Annotated in this window: 15 protein-coding genes; 6 read left to right on the top strand and 9 right to left on the bottom strand. The window is 71.5% G+C overall.

What is annotated here, in order from left to right; genetic code table 11:
- Nucleotides 1-16: 16 nt before the first annotated feature.
- Both ACIPSJ_RS07075 and ACIPSJ_RS07070 read right to left on the bottom strand, forming a co-directional pair.
- Complete coding sequence (locus ACIPSJ_RS07075) at nt 17-922, bottom strand: SDR family oxidoreductase (protein WP_401344164.1); 906 nt, start codon at nt 920-922, stop codon at nt 17-19.
- A gap of 1 nt (nt 923) precedes the next feature.
- Nucleotides 924-1,682 (bottom strand): SDR family oxidoreductase, encoded by a 759-nt coding sequence (locus ACIPSJ_RS07070; RefSeq protein ID WP_401344162.1) that lies wholly within the window; start codon nt 1,680-1,682, stop codon nt 924-926.
- A gap of 101 nt (nt 1,683-1,783) precedes the next feature.
- On the opposite strand from ACIPSJ_RS07070, the gene ACIPSJ_RS07065 reads away from it, so the two are divergent.
- Genes ACIPSJ_RS07065 through ACIPSJ_RS07050 form a run of 4 tightly spaced genes read left to right on the top strand, consistent with a single transcriptional unit; the run spans nt 1,784 to nt 5,154 of the window.
- Complete coding sequence (locus tag ACIPSJ_RS07065) at nt 1,784-2,536, top strand: enoyl-CoA hydratase family protein (protein WP_365680486.1); 753 nt, start codon at nt 1,784-1,786, stop codon at nt 2,534-2,536.
- Nucleotides 2,529-3,377, top strand: coding sequence for a CoA-transferase (locus ACIPSJ_RS07060; protein ID WP_359209803.1), 849 nt, complete (start codon nt 2,529-2,531; stop codon nt 3,375-3,377). Before ACIPSJ_RS07065 ends, ACIPSJ_RS07060 begins: the two co-directional genes overlap by 8 nt.
- On the top strand, nt 3,377-4,105 hold the full coding sequence (locus ACIPSJ_RS07055) for a CoA-transferase subunit beta (protein WP_401344160.1): 729 nt from the start codon (nt 3,377-3,379) through the stop codon (nt 4,103-4,105). Before ACIPSJ_RS07060 ends, ACIPSJ_RS07055 begins: the two co-directional genes overlap by 1 nt.
- A complete protein-coding gene (locus ACIPSJ_RS07050) occupies nt 4,105-5,154 on the top strand; it encodes an NAD(P)H-dependent flavin oxidoreductase (RefSeq protein ID WP_401344158.1) in 1,050 nt (349 codons plus the stop codon). Before ACIPSJ_RS07055 ends, ACIPSJ_RS07050 begins: the two co-directional genes overlap by 1 nt.
- A gap of 9 nt (nt 5,155-5,163) precedes the next feature.
- Here ACIPSJ_RS07050 and ACIPSJ_RS07045 read toward each other — a convergent pair whose 3' ends face one another.
- Genes ACIPSJ_RS07045 through ACIPSJ_RS07035 form a run of 3 tightly spaced genes read right to left on the bottom strand, consistent with a single transcriptional unit; the run spans nt 5,164 to nt 7,753 of the window.
- Nucleotides 5,164-6,321 carry an acetyl-CoA C-acetyltransferase gene (locus ACIPSJ_RS07045; protein WP_355708029.1) on the bottom strand — a complete coding sequence of 386 codons (1,158 nt, stop codon included), beginning with the start codon at nt 6,319-6,321 and terminating at the stop codon, nt 5,164-5,166.
- A 16-nt stretch (nt 6,322-6,337) separates the two neighbouring features.
- Nucleotides 6,338-6,949: a TetR/AcrR family transcriptional regulator gene (locus tag ACIPSJ_RS07040; protein WP_355708027.1), complete on the bottom strand. Its 612-nt coding sequence runs from the start codon at nt 6,947-6,949 to the stop codon at nt 6,338-6,340.
- Nucleotides 6,950-6,964: 15 nt separating this feature from the next.
- A complete protein-coding gene (locus tag ACIPSJ_RS07035; protein WP_359209793.1) occupies nt 6,965-7,753 on the bottom strand; it encodes an SDR family oxidoreductase in 789 nt (262 codons plus the stop codon).
- Nucleotides 7,754-7,806: 53 nt separating this feature from the next.
- Between ACIPSJ_RS07035 and ACIPSJ_RS07030 the strand changes: the two genes are divergently transcribed.
- Nucleotides 7,807-8,946, top strand: a complete 1,140-nt coding sequence (locus ACIPSJ_RS07030) for an acyl-CoA dehydrogenase family protein (RefSeq protein WP_401344599.1) — start codon at nt 7,807-7,809, stop codon at nt 8,944-8,946.
- A 1-nt stretch (nt 8,947) separates the two neighbouring features.
- Nucleotides 8,948-9,919 carry an acyl-CoA dehydrogenase family protein gene (locus tag ACIPSJ_RS07025; protein ID WP_401344155.1) on the top strand — a complete coding sequence of 324 codons (972 nt, stop codon included), beginning with the start codon at nt 8,948-8,950 and terminating at the stop codon, nt 9,917-9,919.
- On the opposite strand, the gene ACIPSJ_RS07020 is transcribed toward ACIPSJ_RS07025, so the two are convergent.
- The 4 genes from ACIPSJ_RS07020 to gltB all read right to left on the bottom strand — a co-directional run bounded on the left by ACIPSJ_RS07020 (nt 9,894) and on the right by gltB (nt 18,522).
- The gene (locus ACIPSJ_RS07020; RefSeq protein ID WP_401344154.1) at nt 9,894-11,558 is read right to left on the bottom strand and encodes a cytochrome bc complex cytochrome b subunit; all 1,665 of its coding nucleotides are present in this window, start codon (nt 11,556-11,558) and stop codon (nt 9,894-9,896) included. The two genes, ACIPSJ_RS07025 and ACIPSJ_RS07020, sit on opposite strands and share 26 nt — an antisense overlap.
- Before the next feature lie 95 nt (nt 11,559-11,653).
- Complete coding sequence (locus ACIPSJ_RS07015) at nt 11,654-12,379, bottom strand: vWA domain-containing protein (protein WP_401344152.1); 726 nt, start codon at nt 12,377-12,379, stop codon at nt 11,654-11,656.
- A gap of 151 nt (nt 12,380-12,530) precedes the next feature.
- On the bottom strand, nt 12,531-13,991 hold the full coding sequence (locus ACIPSJ_RS07010; RefSeq protein WP_401344151.1) for a glutamate synthase subunit beta: 1,461 nt from the start codon (nt 13,989-13,991) through the stop codon (nt 12,531-12,533).
- On the bottom strand, nt 13,984-18,522 hold the full coding sequence (gene gltB, locus ACIPSJ_RS07005) for a glutamate synthase large subunit (protein WP_401344149.1): 4,539 nt from the start codon (nt 18,520-18,522) through the stop codon (nt 13,984-13,986). The genes ACIPSJ_RS07010 and gltB overlap by 8 nt, the downstream gene beginning before the upstream one ends.
- Nucleotides 18,523-18,711: the final 189 nt, after the last annotated feature.

Raw genomic sequence — 18,711 nt, 5'->3', positions numbered from 1 at the left:
AGGCCCCGCCCCGGCCTCACGCCCCGTACACCGCCCCCGGCGTCTCCGCCTCGGCCAGCAGCTTCAGTGCCGTCTCCCCGGCCTCCGCCGGGGTCCACCGGGCCCCCTTGTCGGCGGTCGGTCCGGGCCGCCACCCCTCCATGACGGTGATCCGGCCGCCCTCCGTCTCGAACACCCGCCCGGTGACCCCGGCGCTCGCGGCGGAGCCCAGCCAGACCACGAGCGGGGAGACGTTGTCCGGCGCCATGGCGTCGAAGCCGGTGTCGGGAGCGGCCATGGTCCCGGCGAAGGCACGCTCGGTCATCCGGGTGCGGGCGGCCGGGGCGATCGCGTTGACCTGGACGCCGTAGCGGGCCAGTTCGGCCGCCGCGACCAGGGTGAGGCCGACGATGCCGGCCTTGGCGGCGCTGTAGTTGCCCTGTCCGACGGAGCCCAGCAGGCCCGCCCCGCTGCTGGTGTTGACGATCCGGGCCACCGGGGTGCGGCCCGCCTTGGCCTCGGCCCGCCAGTGCGCGGCCGCGTGCCGCAGCGGCAGGAAGTGGCCCTTGAGGTGGACCCGCATGACCGCGTCCCAGTCGTCCTCGCCGAGGTTGACGAGCATGCGGTCGCGCAGGAAGCCCGCGTTGTTGACGAGGGTGTCGAGGCGGCCGTACGCGTCCAGGGCCGCCGCCACCAGGGACTCGGCACCGGCGTCCGTCGCGATGTCGCCGCCGTGCGCCACCGCCTCGCCGCCCGCCGCCCGGATCTCGTCGACGACGGCCCCGGCCGGGCTGTCCGGTCCCGGCCCGCCGTCGAGGCCGACACCGAGGTCGTTGACGACGACCCGGGCGCCCTCGGCGGCGAAGGCGAGCGCGTGGGCCCGGCCGAGCCCGCGCCCGGCGCCGGTGACGACGACGACCCGGCCCGCGCAGATTCCGCTCATCTCAGTCCTCCTGGTCGGACGGCTTGTTGGCAGTTGCGGCGTCGAGGAAGGCGGGCCGCTCCCCGCCGCCGTGCACGAGCAGGCTCGCCCCGCTGATGTAGGCGGCCGCGTCGGAGGCGAGGAAGACGGCGGCGGCGCCGATGTCGGACGGGGCGGCGAGGCGGCCGAGCGGGACGGTGCGGGAGACGGCGTCGATGCCGTCCTGACCGCCGTAGTGGAGATCGGCCAGTTCGGTGCGGACCATGCCGACGACGAGGGTGTTGACCCGGACGTCCGGCGCCCATTCCACCGCCATGGACCGGGCCAGGTTCTCCAGCCCAGCCTTGGCCGCGCCGTAGGCGGCGGAGCCCGGCGAGGGGCGGGCGCCGCTGACGCTGCCGATCATCAGCACCGCTCCGCGGGTCCGCCGCAGGTGTTCGTACGCGGCGAGGGAGGCGGTCAGCGGGGTGAGGAGGTTCAGCTCGATCACCCGGGCGTGCCGCTCGGCGTCCGCGTCGGCGAGCGGCCGGTAGGGGGTGCCGCCCGCGTTGTTGACGAGCACGTCGACCCGGGGCAGGGCGCCGAAGAAGGCACGTACGGCGGGCGGGTCGCGCAGGTCGAGGGGGCTGAACTCGACGCCGTCCAGGTGCTGTCCGGGCGGCCGGCGGGCACAGGCCACGACCTGGGCCCCGGCCTCGGCGAAGGCCCGGGCGATCCCGGCGCCCACCCCCCTGGTACCGCCGGTGACGACGACCGTTCTGCCGCTCAGCGAGTTATCCACAGGGCCTCCCGCTCGTCCGTACCGGCTGCTAGCTTCGAAGCCTCACACCTAACAAATGTTTGGTGGAAAGGCAGCTGAGTGCGAAGGTAGCTGATGCGTCCATGGGTGTCTCCACCTCGTGTCCGGAAAAGGGAATCGCGCTCGTCACCGTCGACCACCCACCGGTGAACGCGCTGCCGGTGCGCGGCTGGTTCGCGCTGGCCGAGGCGGTGCGCGCGGCGGGCCGCGACCCCGGCAACCGGTGTGTCGTGCTGGCCGCGCGGGGCCGCGGTTTCAACGCGGGTGTGGACATCAAGGAGATACAGGCGGAGGGGCACGACGCGCTGCTCGGCGCCAACCGGGGCTGCGCGGCGGCCTTCGCCGCGGTGTACGAGTGCGAGACCCCGGTGGTGGCCGCGGTGCACGGCTTCTGCCTGGGCGGCGGGATAGGCCTGGTGGGCAACGCGGACGCGATCGTGGCGAGCGAGGACGCCGTCTTCGGGCTGCCCGAGCTGGACCGGGGCGCCCTGGGCGCGGCCACGCATCTGGCCCGGCTGGTCCCGCCGCATCTGATGCGGACGCTGTACTACACCTCGCGCACGGCGACCGCGGCCGAGCTGCACACGCACGGCTCGGTGTGGCGGGTCGTACCGGGCGAGGAACTGCTGTCGGCCGCGCTGGAGCTGGCGCGGGAGATCGCCGCGAAGGACGGCCGGCTGCTGCGGCTGGCCAAGGCCGCGATCAACGGCATCGACCCCGTCGACGTACGGCGCAGCTACCGCTTCGAACAGGGCTTCACCTTCGAGGCCGCCCTCAGCGGGGTGGCCGACCGGGTCCGCGACACCTTCGGGAAGGAGGCCGCGACAGATGACTGACAAGACGATGACCGCCGACGAGGTCGTCGCCCGGCTGACCAGCGGCATGACCCTCGGCATCGGCGGCTGGGGCTCCCGGCGCAAACCGATGTCCCTGGTCAGAGCGCTGCTCCGGAGCGACATCGACGATCTCACGCTGGTCTCGTACGGCGGCCCCGACGTCGGGATGCTGGTCGCGGCCGGCCGGGTGCGCAAGCTGGTGACGGCGTTCGTCACCCTCGACTCGGTGCCGCTGGAGCCGCACTACCGGGCGGGGCGCGAGCGCGGGGCGTTCGAGCTGATGGAGGTCGACGAGGGCATGTTCATGTGGGGCCTGCGCGCGGCCGCGGGCCGGCTGCCCTTCCTGCCGGTGCGGGCCGGGATCGGCTCGGACGTGATGCGGGTCAACCCGGGCCTGCGGACCGTCACTTCGCCGTACGACGACGGGGAGACGTTCGTGGCGATGCCCGCCCTGCGGCTGGACGCGGCGCTGGTCCACGTCAACCGCGCCGACCGGCTGGGCAACGGGCAGTACCTGGGCCCCGACCCGTACTTCGACGACCTGTTCTGCCAGGCGGCCGACGCGGCCTACGTCTCCTGCGAACGGATCGTGGACACCGCCGAGCTGACGAAGGAGGCCCCGCCGCAGTCGTTGCTCGTCCGGCGGCTCGATGTGACCGGGGTCGTGGAGGCTCCCGGCGGCGCGCACTTCACCTCCTGCGCGCCCGACTATGGCCGTGACGAGGAGTTCCAGCGGCTGTACGCGACGACCCCGTGGGCGGAGTTCGCCGAACGGTTCCTGGCGGGGGACGAGCAGGCCTACCGCTCGGCGGTGCGCAACCGGCAGGAGGAGCAGGGCTGATGGACGTACTGCGCTCCGAGTACTGCGTGATCGCCTGCGCCGAGGCCTGGCGCGGCTCCGGTGAGATCCTGGCGAGCCCGATGGGCCTGATCCCCTCCCTGGGCGCCCGGCTGGCCCGGCTCACCTTCGCGCCGGACCTGCTGCTGACCGACGGCGAGGCGATGCTGGTCCGCCCGGACGGCACCCCGGAGGGCTGGCTCCCCTACCGGCAGCACCTCGCCCTGGTGTCCGGCGGGCGCCGGCACGTGATGATGGGCGCGAGCCAGCTCGACCGGTACGGCAACCAGAACATCTCCTGCATCGGCGACTGGGCGCGGCCCCGCCGCCAGCTGCTGGGGGTGCGCGGAGCCCCGCTCAACACCCTCAACAACCCCACGAGTTACTGGGTCCCGAAGCACTCCCGGCGGGTGTTCGTGACGAAGGTCGACATGGTGTGCGGGGTGGGGTACGACCGGGTCGCGGCGCACCCGGGCACGGAACGCTTCCACCGTATCCCGAGGGTCGTCACCGACCTGGGCGTCCTCGACTTCGAGACCCCCGACCGATCGATGCGGCTGGCCGCGCTGCATCCCGGGGTGAGCGTCGAGCAGGTGCGGGAGGCCACGGAGTTCGAACTGGCCGTCCCGGACGAGGTGCCGTACACCCGCGAACCGGGCGAGGAGGAGCTGCGGCTGATCCGCGAGGTGCTGGATCCGGCCGGGGCGCGGACGAAGGAGGTCGCGGGCTGATGGAGACCGCGCTCACCCGGCTGGCCGGGGTCCGGCATCCGATCGTGCAGACCGGCATGGGCTGGGTGGCGGGACCCCGGCTGGTCTCGGCCACGGCCAACGCGGGAGCCCTCGGCATCCTGGCCTCCGCCACGATGACCCTGGACCAGTTGCGGACCGCGATAGCCGAGGTTCGGTGCCGTACGGACGCCCCGTTCGGGGTGAACCTGCGGGCGGACGCGGCCGACGCCGGCGACCGGGTCCGGCTGATCATCGACGGCGGTGTGCGGGTGGCGTCCTTCGCCCTCGCCCCCTCCGCCGAGCTGATCGCCGAGCTGAAGGAGGCGGGGGTGGTGGTGATCCCGTCCGTCGGGGCGCGACGGCACGCCGAGAAGGTGGCGGCCTGGGGCGCGGACGCGGTGATCGTGCAGGGCGGTGAGGGCGGCGGGCACACCGGCGAGGTGGCCACGAGCGTGCTGCTGCCGCAGGTGGTGGACGCGGTGCGGATACCGGTGGTGGCCGCCGGGGGGTTCTTCGACGGCCGGGGACTGGTGGCGGCGCTGGCGTACGGCGCGGCGGGGGTCGCGATGGGCACCCGGTTCCTGCTCACCTCGGACTCGACGGTGCCGGACGCGGTGAAGGCGAGATACCTGGCGGCCACGGTCAAGGACGTCACCGTCACCAGGGCGGTCGACGGGCTGCCGCACCGGATGCTGCGGACCGATCTGGTGGCCGCGCTGGAGCGTTCGGGCCGGGCCCGGAGTCTGCTGCACGCGATACGGCGGGCGGCGGGGTTCCGGAAGCTGTCCGGGCTCACCTGGCGGCAGATGGTCCAGGACGGGCTGGCCCTGCGGCACGGGAAGGAACTGTCCTGGAGTCAGGTCCTGCTGGCCGCCAACACCCCGATGCTGCTCAGATCGGCGATGGTGGACGGCCGTACGGATCTGGGCGTGATGGCGTCCGGGCAGGTCGCCGGAGTGATCGACGACCTGCCGTCGTGCGCCGAGCTACTGGAACGGATCATGAAGGAGGCAGAGGAGACCACAGCACGACTCACAACCGCACGCTGACCGTCACCTTCACAACCGCTCGATGACCGTCACGTTCGCCTGTCCCCCGCCCTCGCACATCGTCTGGAGGCCGAAGCGGCCGTCGGTGCGTTCCAGTTCGTGGAGGAGGGTGGTCATGAGTTTGACGCCGGTGGCGCCGAGGGGGTGGCCGAGGGCGATGGCGCCGCCGTTGACGTTGACCCGGGCGGGGTCGGCGCCGGTCTCCTTGAGCCAGGCGAGGACGACGGGGGCGAAGGCCTCGTTGATCTCGACGAGGTCGATGGCGTCGATGGTGAGGCCGGTCTTCTTCAGGGCGTGCGCGGTGGCCGGGATCGGGGCGGAGAGCATCCGGATGGGGTCCTCGCCGCGGACGGAGAGATGGTGGACGCGGGCGCGGGGGCGCAGTCCGTGTTCGCGGACGGCGCGTTCGGAGGCGAGGAGCAGCGCGGCGGCGCCGTCGGAGACCTGGGAGGAGCAGGCGGCGGTGATGGTGCCGCCGTCGACGACCGGCTTGAGGGCAGCCATCTTCTCCAGGGAGGTCTCCCGGCGCGGCCCCTCGTCCACGGCGACCGGGCCGTAGGGGACCGTCTCGCGCTCGAAGCGGCCCTCGTCGATGGCGCTCAGCGCCCGCCGGTGGGAGCGCAGGGCGAACTCCTCCTGGTCCTGGCGGCTGATGCCCCACTTGGCGGCGATCATCTCGGCGCCGGCGAACTGGTTGACGGGCTGCCGGCCGTACCGGGCCCGCCAGCCCTCGCTGCCGAGGAAGGGGCCCTCGGTCAGCCCGAGGGGCTCGGCGGCCTGGCGGGAGGCGAAGGCGATGGGGATCTGGGACATGTTCTGGACACCGCCGGCGACCACCAGGTCCTGGGTGCCGGAGAGCACCGCCTGCGCGGCGAAGTGCACGGCCTGCTGCGAGGAGCCGCACTGCCGGTCGACGGTCACGCCCGGCACCTCCTCGGGCAGTCCGGCCGCCAGCCAGCTGGTCCGGGCGATGTCACCGGCCTGCGGTCCCACCGCGTCGAGGCAGCCGAAGACGACGTCCTCGACGGCGGCCGGGTCCACACCGGCCCGGGCGACCAGTTCCTTCAGCACATGCGCGCCCAGGTCGGCCGGGTGGACCGCGCTGAGCCCTCCCCCGCGCCGCCCGACGGGCGTACGCACCGCTTCGACTATGTAGGCCTCGGCCATGTCAACTCCCCAGTGGTCACGTGCGTACGGCGATCCCGTCCAGCACCATCGACAGGTACTGCCGGGCGATCTCCTCCGGGCTGTGCTGTCCGCCAGGCCGGTACCAGGAGGCGGCGACCCACACGGTGTCGCGGACGAACCGGTAGGTGAGGCGGACGTCGAGGTCGGCGCGGAAGACACGCGCGGCGACGCCGCGTTCCAGCGTGGACAGCCACGCCTTCTCGAATCTGCGCTGCGACTCGGCGAGAAAGCCGAACCTCTCCTGCGCGACCAGCTGCTTGCTCTCCTTCTGGTAGATCGCGACGGCGGCGCGGTGCCGGTCGATCTCCCGGAAGGACTCGGTGACCAGGGCTTCGAGGGTCTCGCGGGGCCCGAGTTCGGCGTCCAGGACGGTGTCGTAGCCGCCCCAGAGCTCGTCGAGGAAGGTCCGCAGGATCTCCTCCAGCATCGATTCCTTGGAGTCGAAGTGGTAGTAGAGGCTGCCCGCGAGCATGCCCGCGTGGTCCGCGATCTTGCGTACGGTGGTGGCGTTGTAGCCCTGTTCGGCGAAGACCTCGGCGGCGGTCTCGAGGAGTTCGCGGCGCCGGGCGGGGGCGGCGGTCACCTGGGGCTTCTTCTTGGTCGGCACGGGTCCATTGTGGTCCTAGGGATGCTGGCTGCTGACGGAGACGACCTCCCCCGTGAGGTACGAGGAGTAGCCGGACGCGAGGAAGACGATCGCGTTGGCCACCTCCCAGGGCTCGGCGTACCGCCCGAAGGCCTCGCGGGCGGTGAGTTCCGCCAGCAGTTCGGCCGAGGTCACCTTCACCAGGTGCGGATGCATGGCGAGGCTCGGCGCCACGGCGTTGACCCGCACGCCGTACGCGGCGGCCTCGATCGCCGCGCACCGGGTCAGGGCCATCACCCCGGCCTTGGCGGCGGCGTAGTGCGCCTGTCCGGCCTGGGCCCGCCAGCCGACGACGGAGGAGTTGTTGACGATCACCCCGCCGTCCGCGCTGTCGCGGAAGTGCCGCAGGGCGGCGCGGACGCAGCGGAAGGTGCCGTTGAGGGTGACGTCGAGCACCCGGGCCCACTGCTCGTCGCCCATCTCGACCAGGGTCGAAGTGCCGCCCAGTCCGGCGTTGTTGACGACGATGTCCAGCCGGCCGTGCGTCCGCACGGCGGTGTCGAAAAGCTCCCGCACCTGGGCCTCGTCGGTCACGTCACAGGGCAGGGCGGTCACGGCGCCCGGGTGGCGGCCGGCCAGCTCGGCCTCGTACTCCTTCAGCCGCCGCGCGTGCGCGTCGCTGATCAGTACGCGCGCGCCCTCCTCCAGGAAGCGGCGCGCGGTGGCGCCGCCGATGCCCGCCCCGGCCGCGGCCGTGACGACGGCGGTACGCCCTTCGAGCAGCCCGTGCCCGGGCACGTACTCCGGACTCTCGACGCCTGTCATGGACCCACGCTAACCTACCAAACACTTGTTAGGGAAGGACGGTGACGGCGACCGTGGACCTGACCCACACCCCGGCCGACGAGGAGTTCCGCGCCGAGGCCCGCGCCTGGCTGGCGGACCACGTGCCCGCCCCCCCGCTGCCCTCCCTGGAGACCGCCGAGGGCTTCGCGGCACACCGCGCCTGGGAGGCCGAACTGGCCGCGGACCGCTGGTCGGTGGTGTCCTGGCCACAGCGGTACGGCGGCCGGGACGCGGGGCTGATCCGCTGGCTGGTCTTCGAGGAGGAGTACCACGCGGCGGGCGCGCCGGGCCGGGTCGGCCAGAACGGCGTCAGCCTGCTCGCGCCCACCCTCTTCGAGCACGGCACGGAGGAACAGCGGGCGCGGGTGCTGCCGCCGATGGCCACCGGGGAGGTGGTCTGGGCGCAGGCCTGGTCGGAGCCCGAGGCCGGCTCGGACCTGGCCTCCCTGACCTCCCGGGCCGTGCGGACCACCGGCGGCTGGCTGCTCACCGGACAGAAGACCTGGTCGTCACGGGCGGCCTTCGCCGACCGCGCGTTCGGCCTGTTCCGCAGCGATCCGGACGCCCCGAAACCGCATCAGGGGCTCACCTACCTGATGTTCGACCTGCGCGCACCGGGCGTGACCGTCCGCCCGATCGGCCGGCTCGACGGGAAACCGGCGTTCGCGGAGCTGTTCCTGGACGAGGTGTTCGTGCCCGACGAGGACGTGATCGGGGAGCCGGGCCGGGGCTGGCGGATCGCGATGTCGACGGCGGGCAACGAGCGGGGGCTGACGCTGCGCTCGCCGGGCCGCTTCCTGGCCGCCGCCGACCGGCTGCTGCGCCTCTGGCGGGCGCGGGGCGCCCCGGAGTCCGCCGCGGCCCGGGTGGCCGACGCCGTCGTCGGCGCCCGCGCGTACCAGCTGTTCACCTATGCGGCGGCCGCCCGGGTCCTGGACGGCGAGTCGCTGGGCCCGGAGTCCAGCCTCAACAAGGTGTTCTGGTCCGAGCTGGACCTCGCGCTGCACGAGACGGCGCTCGACCTGCTGGGCGCGGAGGGCGAGTCGGCCGACTCGCCCTGGTCCGAGGGGTACGTCTTCTCGCTCGCCGGCCCGATCTACGCGGGCACCAACGAGATCCAGCGCGACATCATCGCCGAGCGCCTGCTCGGCCTGCCGAAGGGGCGCCGCTGACATGCGTTTCCTCCTCGACCCCGAGCAGCGCGACTTCGCGGCCGCCCTGCGGGGGCTGCTGACGGCCGCGGACACACCGGCGGTGGTACGGGACTGGAGCCGCGGCGAGCAGGCGAGCGGACGGGCCTTGTGGGGCCGTATCGGCGCGGCGGGGGTGTTCGGGCTCGCCGTGCCGGAGGAGTACGGCGGGGCGGGCCGCCGCCCTGTCGAACTCGCCGTCGCGTTCGTCGAGTTGGGGCGGTACGCGGTACCGGGGCCGTTGGCGGAGACGGTGGCGGCGGCGGTGCTGCTCGATGACGGCGAGGGCCTCGCCAAGCGGTTCCTGCCGGGGATCGCGTCGGGCGAGTCGGTGGCGACGGTGGCGTTCGAGAAGCACGGTTACGGGTTCGCGCTGGACGGGGACGCCGCCGATGTACGGCTTGCGGCCGCCCCGGAGGGCTTGCTGCTGTCCTCCGGTGCCGGGGCCGTGCACCGGTCCCTGGACCCCGCCCGCCGGCTCACCCCGCTGGTTCCGGTCGGCGAACTGCTCCGCCCGGAGCCGCCGTGGGCGCGGGCGCTGACCTGGGCCCGGCTGGCCACGGCCGCGCAGGCGCTGGGGGTGGGGCTGGCCCTGCTCGACAGAACGGTGGCGTATGTCAAGCAGCGGACCCAGTTCGGGGTGCCGATCGGGTCGTTCCAGGCGGTCGGGCACCGGCTGGCCGACGCGAAGATCGCGCTGGAGTTCGCGCGCCCACTGGTCTTCGGCGCGGCCGTGACGACGGCCCCGGCGGACGTGGCCGCGGCGAAGCTCAGTGCGTGCGAGGCGGCCTGCGCCGGGGCACGGGCCGCACTGCAACTGCACGGGGCGATCGGCTACACGGCGGAGTACGACTTGTCGCTCTGGCTGACCAAGGCGCGGGCGCTGCGGGGAGCCTGGGGAACACCGGAGGAATGCCGCGCCGAGGTCCTCAGTGGTGGTGATCCCCGCTCGTGATCTCCCGGTACTCCTGCTCCGTCGGCTTCGGGATGTGGGTGTCCGGGCCGAACATGCCCTTGGCCAGGCTCGCCCGCACCCGCTGGGTGACGGTGACCTTGCGCCGCACCCCGTTCGCGTCCTCCAGCGGGCCGATCTCGTACGGCGGCCGCTGCTCGTGCTGGGTCAGGACGAACAGGCTCTCCTGGTTGAGCGGTTCGTGGACCTCGACGTACTCGCCGTGCGGAAGCATCTTGATGAGGCCGGTCTCCCGGCCGTGCAGGACCTTGTCGCGGTCCCGGCGCTGCAGTCCGAGGCAGATCCGTTTGGTGATGACGAAGGCGAGGACCGGGACGACGAAGACGGAGATCCGTACGAACCAGGTGATCGAGTTGATGGAGAGATGGAGATGGGTGGCGACCACGTCGTTGCCGCCGCCGATCAGCAGGACGGCGTAGATGCTCAGCCAGGCCACGCCGAGGGCGGTGCGCACGGGGGTGTTGCGCGGCCGGTCGAGGATGTGGTGCTCGCGCTTGTCGCCGGTGATCCACGCCTCGATGAACGGGTAGACGCCGATGGCCAGCAGGAAGAGCGGGAACAGCGAGAAGGGGATGAAGACGCCGAGTTCCAGGGTGTGGCCCCAGGCGTTGATCTCCCAGCCGGGCATGACCCGGATCAGGCCTTCGGAGAAGCCCAGGTACCAGTCGGGCTGGGCGCCGGTGGTCACCAGGTCCGGCCGGTAGGGGCCGAAGGCCCACACCGGGTTGATGGTGGCGATGCCGCCGATGATCGCGAGGACGCCGAAGACGAGGAAGAAGAAGCCGCCGGCCTTGGCCATGTAGACCGGCAGGAAGGGCATCCCGACCACGCTCTTCTGGTCGCGTCCGGGCCCCGGGTACTGGGTGTGCTTGTGGTAGAAGACCAGGATCAGATGGGCGACGACCAGGCCCAGCATGATCCCGGGCAGCAGCAGGACGTGGATCGGGAAGAACCGGGAGATGATGTCGTGCCCCGGGAACTCCCCGCCGAACAGGAACATCGAGATGTACGACCCGACGATCGGGATCGACAGGATCGCGCCGTCGGCGAACCGGACGCCGGTGCCGGAGAGCAGGTCGTCGGGGAGCGAGTAGCCGGTGAGACCGGTGAGGATGGCCAGGAACAGCAGGGTCCAGCCGAACAGCCAGTTGACCTCGCGCGGCTTGCGGAAGGCGCCGGTGAAGAACACCCGCATCATGTGCACGAACATGCCGGCCACGAAGATCAGCGCCGCCCAGTGGTGGATCTGCCGGATCAGCAGTCCGCCGCGTACGTCGAAGCTGATGTGCAGCGTCGACTCGTACGCCTTGGTCATGACGATGCCGTTCAGCGGTTCATAGGTGCCGTGGTACACGACCTCGGCGCCGCTGGGCTCGAAGAACAGGGTCAGGTAGATGCCCGTGAGGATCAGGATGAGGAAGCTGTAGAGGCAGATCTCCCCCAGCATGAAGGACCAGTGGTCCGGGAACACCTTGCGCATGTTGGCCTTGGCCAGGGAGTACAGCCCCAGTCGGCTGTCCGCCCAGTCCGCGACCTTCTCACCCTTGCCTGGCGGCTCCGCTCGATTCGCGGAACTCCCCACCCGTGCCTGGCCGTTCACCGTTCGTGCCGCGTCGTCCATACGTCGCGTCGCCTCCCCGCCGGATCACCCCTCAGGGTGGCACGCCGGAGCGCTACAGCCAACGGTGCCGCGTAAAGTCGGCGGAGTCCGCCGGGTCAGCCGGCCCGTACGATGCCCGCCGCCCGCGCCGCCGCCAGCCACTGCGGGAACTCGCCGACGATACGGTCGTACAGCTCGCCGTCCGGCACCTGCCCCGGGGCCGAACCGGCGTGGAAGAAGCCCGCGTTGTCCACCGCCCGCTTCCCCGGCACCGCCAGCTCGTCGAGCTTGCGCAGGAAGTCGAACTGCTTGCTGTCCGGGTCGCCGAAGCCGACGAACTGCCAGAACAGCGGCAGCTTGGCCGCCTTGCACAGATAGCGTTCGGCGGCGAGTTTGTTGATGGGGCCGCCGTCGGTCTGGAAGACGACCAGGGCGGGCACGGTGGAGCCGCTGTCGAGGTAGTGGTCGATGACCGCATCCATCGCCAGGTGGTAGCTGGTCTTGCCCATGTGCCCGAGCCCGGCCGCGATCTTCTCGATCCGGCCCTCGTGCTCGGCGAGTTCGATGTCGGTGACCGCGTCGATGTCCGTGGAGAAGAAGACGACGGGCACCCGGCCGTCGTCGTCCAGGTGCGCGGAGAGACCGAGGACCCGGTCGGCGAGCGCCTGCACACTGCCGTCCGCGTAGTACGGCTTCATCGAGCCGGAGTAGTCGACGACCAGGTAGACGGCGGCGCGCAGGCCGTCGAGTCCGTGCTTGGTGAGGGAGATCCCGGCCGACCGGTACGGGCCGACCAGCGCGGGCGCGGTCCGCTCCACCTTGCTGAGACTGATCGCGGCCATCCTGCTCCCCCTTCAACTGCTGGTCAGGAGGCAGAGGTTACTTGATCGGCGGACATGCGGCGGCGCCTGCCCGGTCGTCCGGTCGGGGACTGTGGGGCAGGCGCCGTCAGTGTTCCGTACGCCTTTGTACGGGACGTCTTTGGGGGGCGGGTCAGACCATCAGTGAGCGGTCCGTCGGGCGGATCGGGGCCGGGAGGTCGCTCACGCCGGTGAGGAAGCGGTCGACGCCCTTGGCGGCCGAGCGGCCCTCGGCGATCGCCCAGACGATCAGGGACTGGCCGCGGCCCGCGTCACCGGCGACGAAGACACCGGGGACGTTGGTCTGGAAGTCGGCGTCGCGGGCGACGTTGCCGCGCTCGTCGAGTTCGAGGCCGAACTGGTCGACGACACCGTTCACCCGGTCGGTGCCGGTGAAGCCCATGGCCAGGGTGACCAGCTGGGCCGGGATCTTGCGCTCGGTGCCCGGCTTCGGGGTCAGCCTGCCCTCGATGAACTCCACCTCGGTGAGGTGCAGCCACTGGACGTTGCCGTCCTCGTCGCCCTCGAAGTGGGTGGTGGAGACGGAGTAGACCCGCTCGCCGCCCTCCTCGTGCGCGCTGGTGACCTTGTAGAGCATCGGGAAGGTCGGCCACGGCTGGTTCGGCGCGCGGTCCTCGCCCGGGCGGGGCATGATCTCCAGCTGGGTGACGGAGGCCGCGCCCTGGCGGTGGGCGGTGCCCACGCAGTCCGCGCCGGTGTCGCCGCCGCCGATCACGACCACGTGCTTGCCCTCGGCCGAGATGGGCGACACCACGTAGTCGCCCTCCTGGACCTTGTTGGCGAGCGGCAGGTACTCCATCGCCTGGTACACGCCCTTCAACTCCCGCCCGGGGACGGGGAGATCACGGGCGGTGGTGGCGCCGGCGGCGATGACGACCGCGTCGTACCGCTTCTTCAGGTCGGTCGCCTTGAGGTCGACGCCGATCTCTATACCGGTACGGAAGCGGGTGCCCTCCGCGCGCATCTGCTCGATACGGCGGTTGATGTGCCGCTTCTCCATCTTGAACTCGGGGATGCCGTAGCGGAGCAGGCCGCCGATGCGGTCGGCGCGCTCGTAGACGGCGACCGTGTGGCCGGCCCGGGTCAGCTGCTGGGCGGCGGCGAGGCCCGCCGGGCCCGAGCCGATGACGGCGACGGTCTTGCCGGACAGGCGCTCGGGGGCCTGCGGGGCGACGGTGCCCGCGTCCCACGCCTTGTCGATGATCGAGACCTCGACGTTCTTGATGGTCACGGCCGGCTGGTTGATGCCGAGCACGCAGGCCGACTCGCAGGGGGCCGGGCAGAGGCGACCGGTGAACTCCGGGAAGTTGTTGGTCGCGTGCAGGCGCTCGGAAGCCGCCGTCCAGTCCTCGCGGTAGGCGAAGTCGTTCCACTCGGGGATCAGGTTCCCGAGCGGACAGCCGTTGTGGCAGAACGGGATGCCGCAGTCCATGCAGCGGCTGGCCTGCTTGCTGATGATCGGCAGCAGGGAGCCGGGGACGTAGACCTCGTTCCAGTCCCGGACGCGGTCGGTGACGGGGCGGGTCTTGGCGACCTCACGGCCGTGGTTCAGGAAGCCCTTCGGGTCAGCCATTGATCGCCGCCTCCATCATCTTCTCGTGGGTCTCGGTCTCGGAGAGACCCGCTCGCTCGGCGGCGTCCTTGGCGGCGAGCACTGCCTTGTAAGTGCCAGGAATGATCTTGCTGAACCGCTGCACGGCCGCGTCCCAGTCGGCGAGCAGCTTCTCGGCGACCGTGGAGCCGGTCTCCTCGGCGTGCCGGCGCACCACGTCGTGCAGCCACTGCCTGTCGGCGTCGTCGAGGGCCTCTACGGCGTCGACGTTGCCCACGTTGACGTGGTCGATGTTCAGGTCGATCACGTACGCGACGCCACCGGACATACCGGCCGCGAAGTTGCGGCCCGTCTCGCCGAGGACGACCGCGTGGCCGCCGGTCATGTACTCGCAGCCGTGGTCGCCCACGCCCTCCGAGACCACCAGCGCACCGGAGTTGCGGACGCAGAACCGCTCGCCGGTACGACCGCGCAGGAACAGCTCGCCGCCGGTCGCGCCGTACGCGATGGTGTTGCCCGCGATGGTGGAGTACTCGGCGAGGTGGTCGGCCGCCCGGTCCGGGCGGACGATGACCCGGCCGCCGGAGAGGCCCTTGCCGACGTAGTCGTTGGCGTCGCCCTCCAGGCGGAGCGTGACACCGCGCGGCAGGAAGGCGCCGAAGGACTGGCCGGCCGAGCCGGTGAAGGTGATGTCGATGGTGTCGTCGGGCAGGCCCGCGCCGCCGAACTTCTTCGTCACCTCGTGGCCGAGCATGGTGCCGACCGTGCGGTTGATGTTGCGCACCTTGATCTGGGCGCGCACCGGCTGGGCGTCGGTGGCGCTGGAGGCGGCCAGGGCGTCGGAGGCGAGCTTGATCAGCTCGTTGTCCAGGGCCTTCTCCAGGCCGTGGTCCTGCGCGACGGTCTGGTGCAGGGAGGCGCCCTCGGGGAGCTCGGGCACGTAGAAGAGCGGGGCCAGGTCGAGGCCCTGCGCCTTCCAGTGGTTCACGGCACGGGTGACGTCGAGCGCCTCCGCGTGGCCGACGGCCTCCTCGATGGTGCGGAAGCCCAGCTCGGCGAGGATCTCGCGGACCTCCTGCGCGATGAACTGGAAGAAGTTCACCACGTACTCGGCCTTGCCGGAGAAGCGGTCGCGCAGCACCGGGTTCTGGGTGGCGACGCCGACCGGGCAGGTGTCCAGGTGGCAGACGCGCATCATGATGCAGCCGGAGACGACGAGCGGCGCGGTCGCGAAACCGAACTCCTCGGCGCCGAGCAGCGCGGCGATGACCACGTCACGGCCGGTCTTCAGCTGGCCGTCGGTCTGCACGACGATGCGGTCGCGCAGGCCGTTGAGCAGCAGCGTCTGCTGGGTCTCGGCGAGGCCGAGCTCCCAGGGACCGCCCGCGTGCTTCAGCGAGGTCAGCGGGGAGGCACCCGTACCGCCGTCGTGGCCCGAGATGAGCACGACGTCCGCGTGCGCCTTGGACACACCGGCCGCGACCGTGCCGACGCCGACCTCCGAGACCAGCTTGACGTGAATCCGCGCCTGCGGGTTCGCGTTCTTCAGGTCGTGGATCAGCTGGGCCAGGTCCTCGATGGAGTAGATGTCGTGGTGCGGCGGCGGGGAGATCAGACCGACACCCGGGGTGGAGTGCCGGGTCTTGGCGACCCACGGGTAGACCTTGTGGCCGGGCAGCTGGCCGCCCTCGCCGGGCTTGGCGCCCTGGGCCATCTTGATCTGGATGTCGTCCGCGTTGACCAGGTACTCGCTCGTCACACCGAAGCGGCCGGAGGCGACCTGCTTGATGGCGGACCGGCGGGCCGGGTCGTAGAGACGGTCCGGGTCCTCGCCGCCCTCACCGGTGTTGGACTTGCCGCCCAGCTGGTTCATGGCGATGGCGAGGGTCTCGTGGGCCTCGCGCGAGATGGAGCCGTACGACATGGCGCCGGTCGAGAACCGCTTGACGATCTCGGAGACCGGCTCGACCTCGTCGATGGAGATCGACGGACGGTCCGACGTGAAGCCGAACAGGCCGCGGAGCGTCATGAGCCGCTCGGACTGCTCGTTCACGCGGTCCGTGTACTTCTTGAAGATGTCGTAGCGGTTAGCGCGCGTGGAGTGCTGGAGGCGGAAGACCGTCTCGGGGTCGAACAGGTGCGGCTCGCCCTCGCGGCGCCACTGGTACTCGCCCCCTATCTCCAGGGCGCGGTGGGCCGGCGCGATGCCGGAGGCCGGGTAGGCCTTGGCGTGCCGGGCGGCGACCTCCTGGGCGACGACGTCGAGGCCGACGCCGCCGATCTTGGAGGCGGTGCCGTTGAAGTACTTGTCGACGAAGCCCGCTTCGAGACCGACGGCCTCGAAGACCTGGGCGCCGCGGTACGAGGCGACCGTGGAGATGCCCATCTTGGACATGACCTTCAGGACGCCCTTGCCGAGGGCGTAGATCAGGTTGCGGATGGCCTGCTCGGCCTCCATGCCCGGCAGGAAGGTGCCCGCGCGGGTCAGGTCCTCGACGGACTCCATGGCCAGGTACGGGTTGACGGCGGCGGCGCCGAACCCGATCAGCAGGGCCACGTGGTGGACCTCGCGGACGTCACCGGCCTCGACCAGCAGGCCCACGTGGGTGCGCTGCTTGGTGCGGATGAGGTGGTGGTGGACGGCCGCGGTGAGCAGCAGCGACGGGATCGGCGCGTGCTCGGCGTCCGAGTGCCGGTCCGACAGGACGATCAGCCGGGCGCCGTTCTCGATGGCCGCGTCGGCCTCGGCGCAGATCTCGTCGATCCGCGCGGCGAGCGAGTCGCCGCCGCCGGAGACCCGGTACAGGCCGGACAGGGTCGCGGCCTTGAAGCCGGGCATGTCGCCGTCGGCGTTGATGTGGATGAGCTTCGCCAGCTCGTCGTTGTCGATCACCGGGAAGGGCAGCACGACGGACCGGCAGGACGCGGCGGTCGGGTCGAGCAGGTTGCCCGCGGGGCCGAGGGACGAGCGCAGCGAGGTGACGAGCTCTTCGCGGATCGCGTCCAGCGGCGGGTTGGTGACCTGCGCGAACAGCTGGGTGAAGTAGTCGAAGAGCAGGCGCGGGCGCTCGCTCAGCGCGGCGATCGGCGAGTCGGTGCCCATGGAGCCGATCGGCTCGGCGCCGGCCTTGGCCATCGGCGCGAGGATGACGCGCAGCTCTTCCTCGGTGTAGCCGAAGGTCTGCTGGCGACGGGTGACCGAGGCGTGGGTGTGCACGATGTGCTCGCGCTCGGGCAGGTCGCCCAGCTCGATCTCGCCGGCCTCCAGCCACTCCGCGTACGGCTGCGCGGCGGCGAGGCCTGCCTTGATCTCGTCGTCCTCGATGATGCGGTGCTCGACGGTGTCGACGAGGAACATCCTGCCGGGCTGCAGCCGGCCCTTGCGGACGACCTTGGCGGGGTCGATGTCGAGGACTCCGACCTCGGAGCCGAGGACGACCAGGCCCTCGTCGGTGACCCAGTAGCGGCCGGGGCGCAGACCGTTGCGGTCGAGAACGGCGCCGACCTGGGAGCCGTCGGTGAAGGTGACGCAGGCGGGGCCGTCCCAGGGCTCCATCATCGTGGAGTGGTAGCCGTAGAAGGCGCGGCGGGCCGCGTCCATGGAGTCGTGGTTCTCCCACGCCTCCGGGATCATCATCAGCACGGAGTGCGGCAGCGAACGCCCGCCCAGGTGCAGGAGCTCCAGCACCTCGTCGAAGGAGGCCGAGTCCGAGGCGTCGGGCGTACAGATCGGGAAGACCCGGTCCAGCTTCTCCTGCGGGCCGAACAGGTCGGAGACCAGCTGCGACTCGCGGGCCCGCATCCAGTTGCGGTTGCCCTTGACGGTGTTGATCTCACCGTTGTGGGCGACGAACCGGTAGGGGTGGGCGAGCGGCCACGACGGGAAGGTGTTCGTGGAGAACCGGGAGTGCACGAGCGCGATCGCGGACGCGAAGCGGCGGTCGGACAGGTCCGGGAAGAAGGGCTCCAGCTGGCCGGTGGTCAGCATGCCCTTGTAGACGATGGTCCGCGCGGACAGCGACGGGAAGTAGACGCCCACCTCGCGCTCGGCGCGCTTGCGCAGCACGAACGCCTTGCGGTCCAGCGCGATGCCCTCGCTGGCGTGGTCGGTGACGAAGACCTGCCGGAAGACCGGCATGGTGGAGCGGGCGGTGGCGCCGAGCAGCTGCGGGGCGACCGGGACCTCGCGCCAGCCGAGGACGGTGAGGCCCTCCTCCGCCGCGATCGTCTCGATCCGCGAGACGGCGTCCTGCGTGCCGTCCTCGGGCAGGAAGGCGATGCCCACGGCGTACGAACCGGCCGCCGGCAGCTCGAATCCGGCCACCTCGCGGAAGAAGGCGTCGGGCACCTGGGAGAGCAGGCCCGCACCGTCGCCGGAGTCGGGCTCGGAGCCGGTCGCGCCGCGGTGCTCCAGGTTGCGCAGAACCGTGAGCGCCTGCTCGACCAGCGCATGGCTCGCCTCGCCGGTGAGGGTGGCCACGAAGCCGACGCCACAGGCGTCGCGCTCGTTGCGGGGGTCGTACATACCCTGCGCAGCAGGGCGAGCATCCATGAAGGACCAGTTTCGGCCGTTCGTGGAGTGCTGGGACGGCTGGCGCGGCGTACGCATCGGCTCTCCCGTCGTCGTCAGTGGCGTATAGCGGGTGCCGAGGGACGACGCTGGCCCTCTGCGTTTTTTGTTGCGAAATTTCACGCAGGTTACATGATGAAGCGGTTCTCGGGAACTGGATACACCGTTCCA

It is taken from the genome of Streptomyces sp. NPDC090088 (assembly GCF_044747345.1).
Lineage (GTDB): Bacteria > Actinomycetota > Actinomycetes > Streptomycetales > Streptomycetaceae > Streptomyces.
The sequence above is the reverse complement of the archived record's forward strand: the minus strand, read 5'-3'. Positions and strand labels throughout refer to the sequence as shown.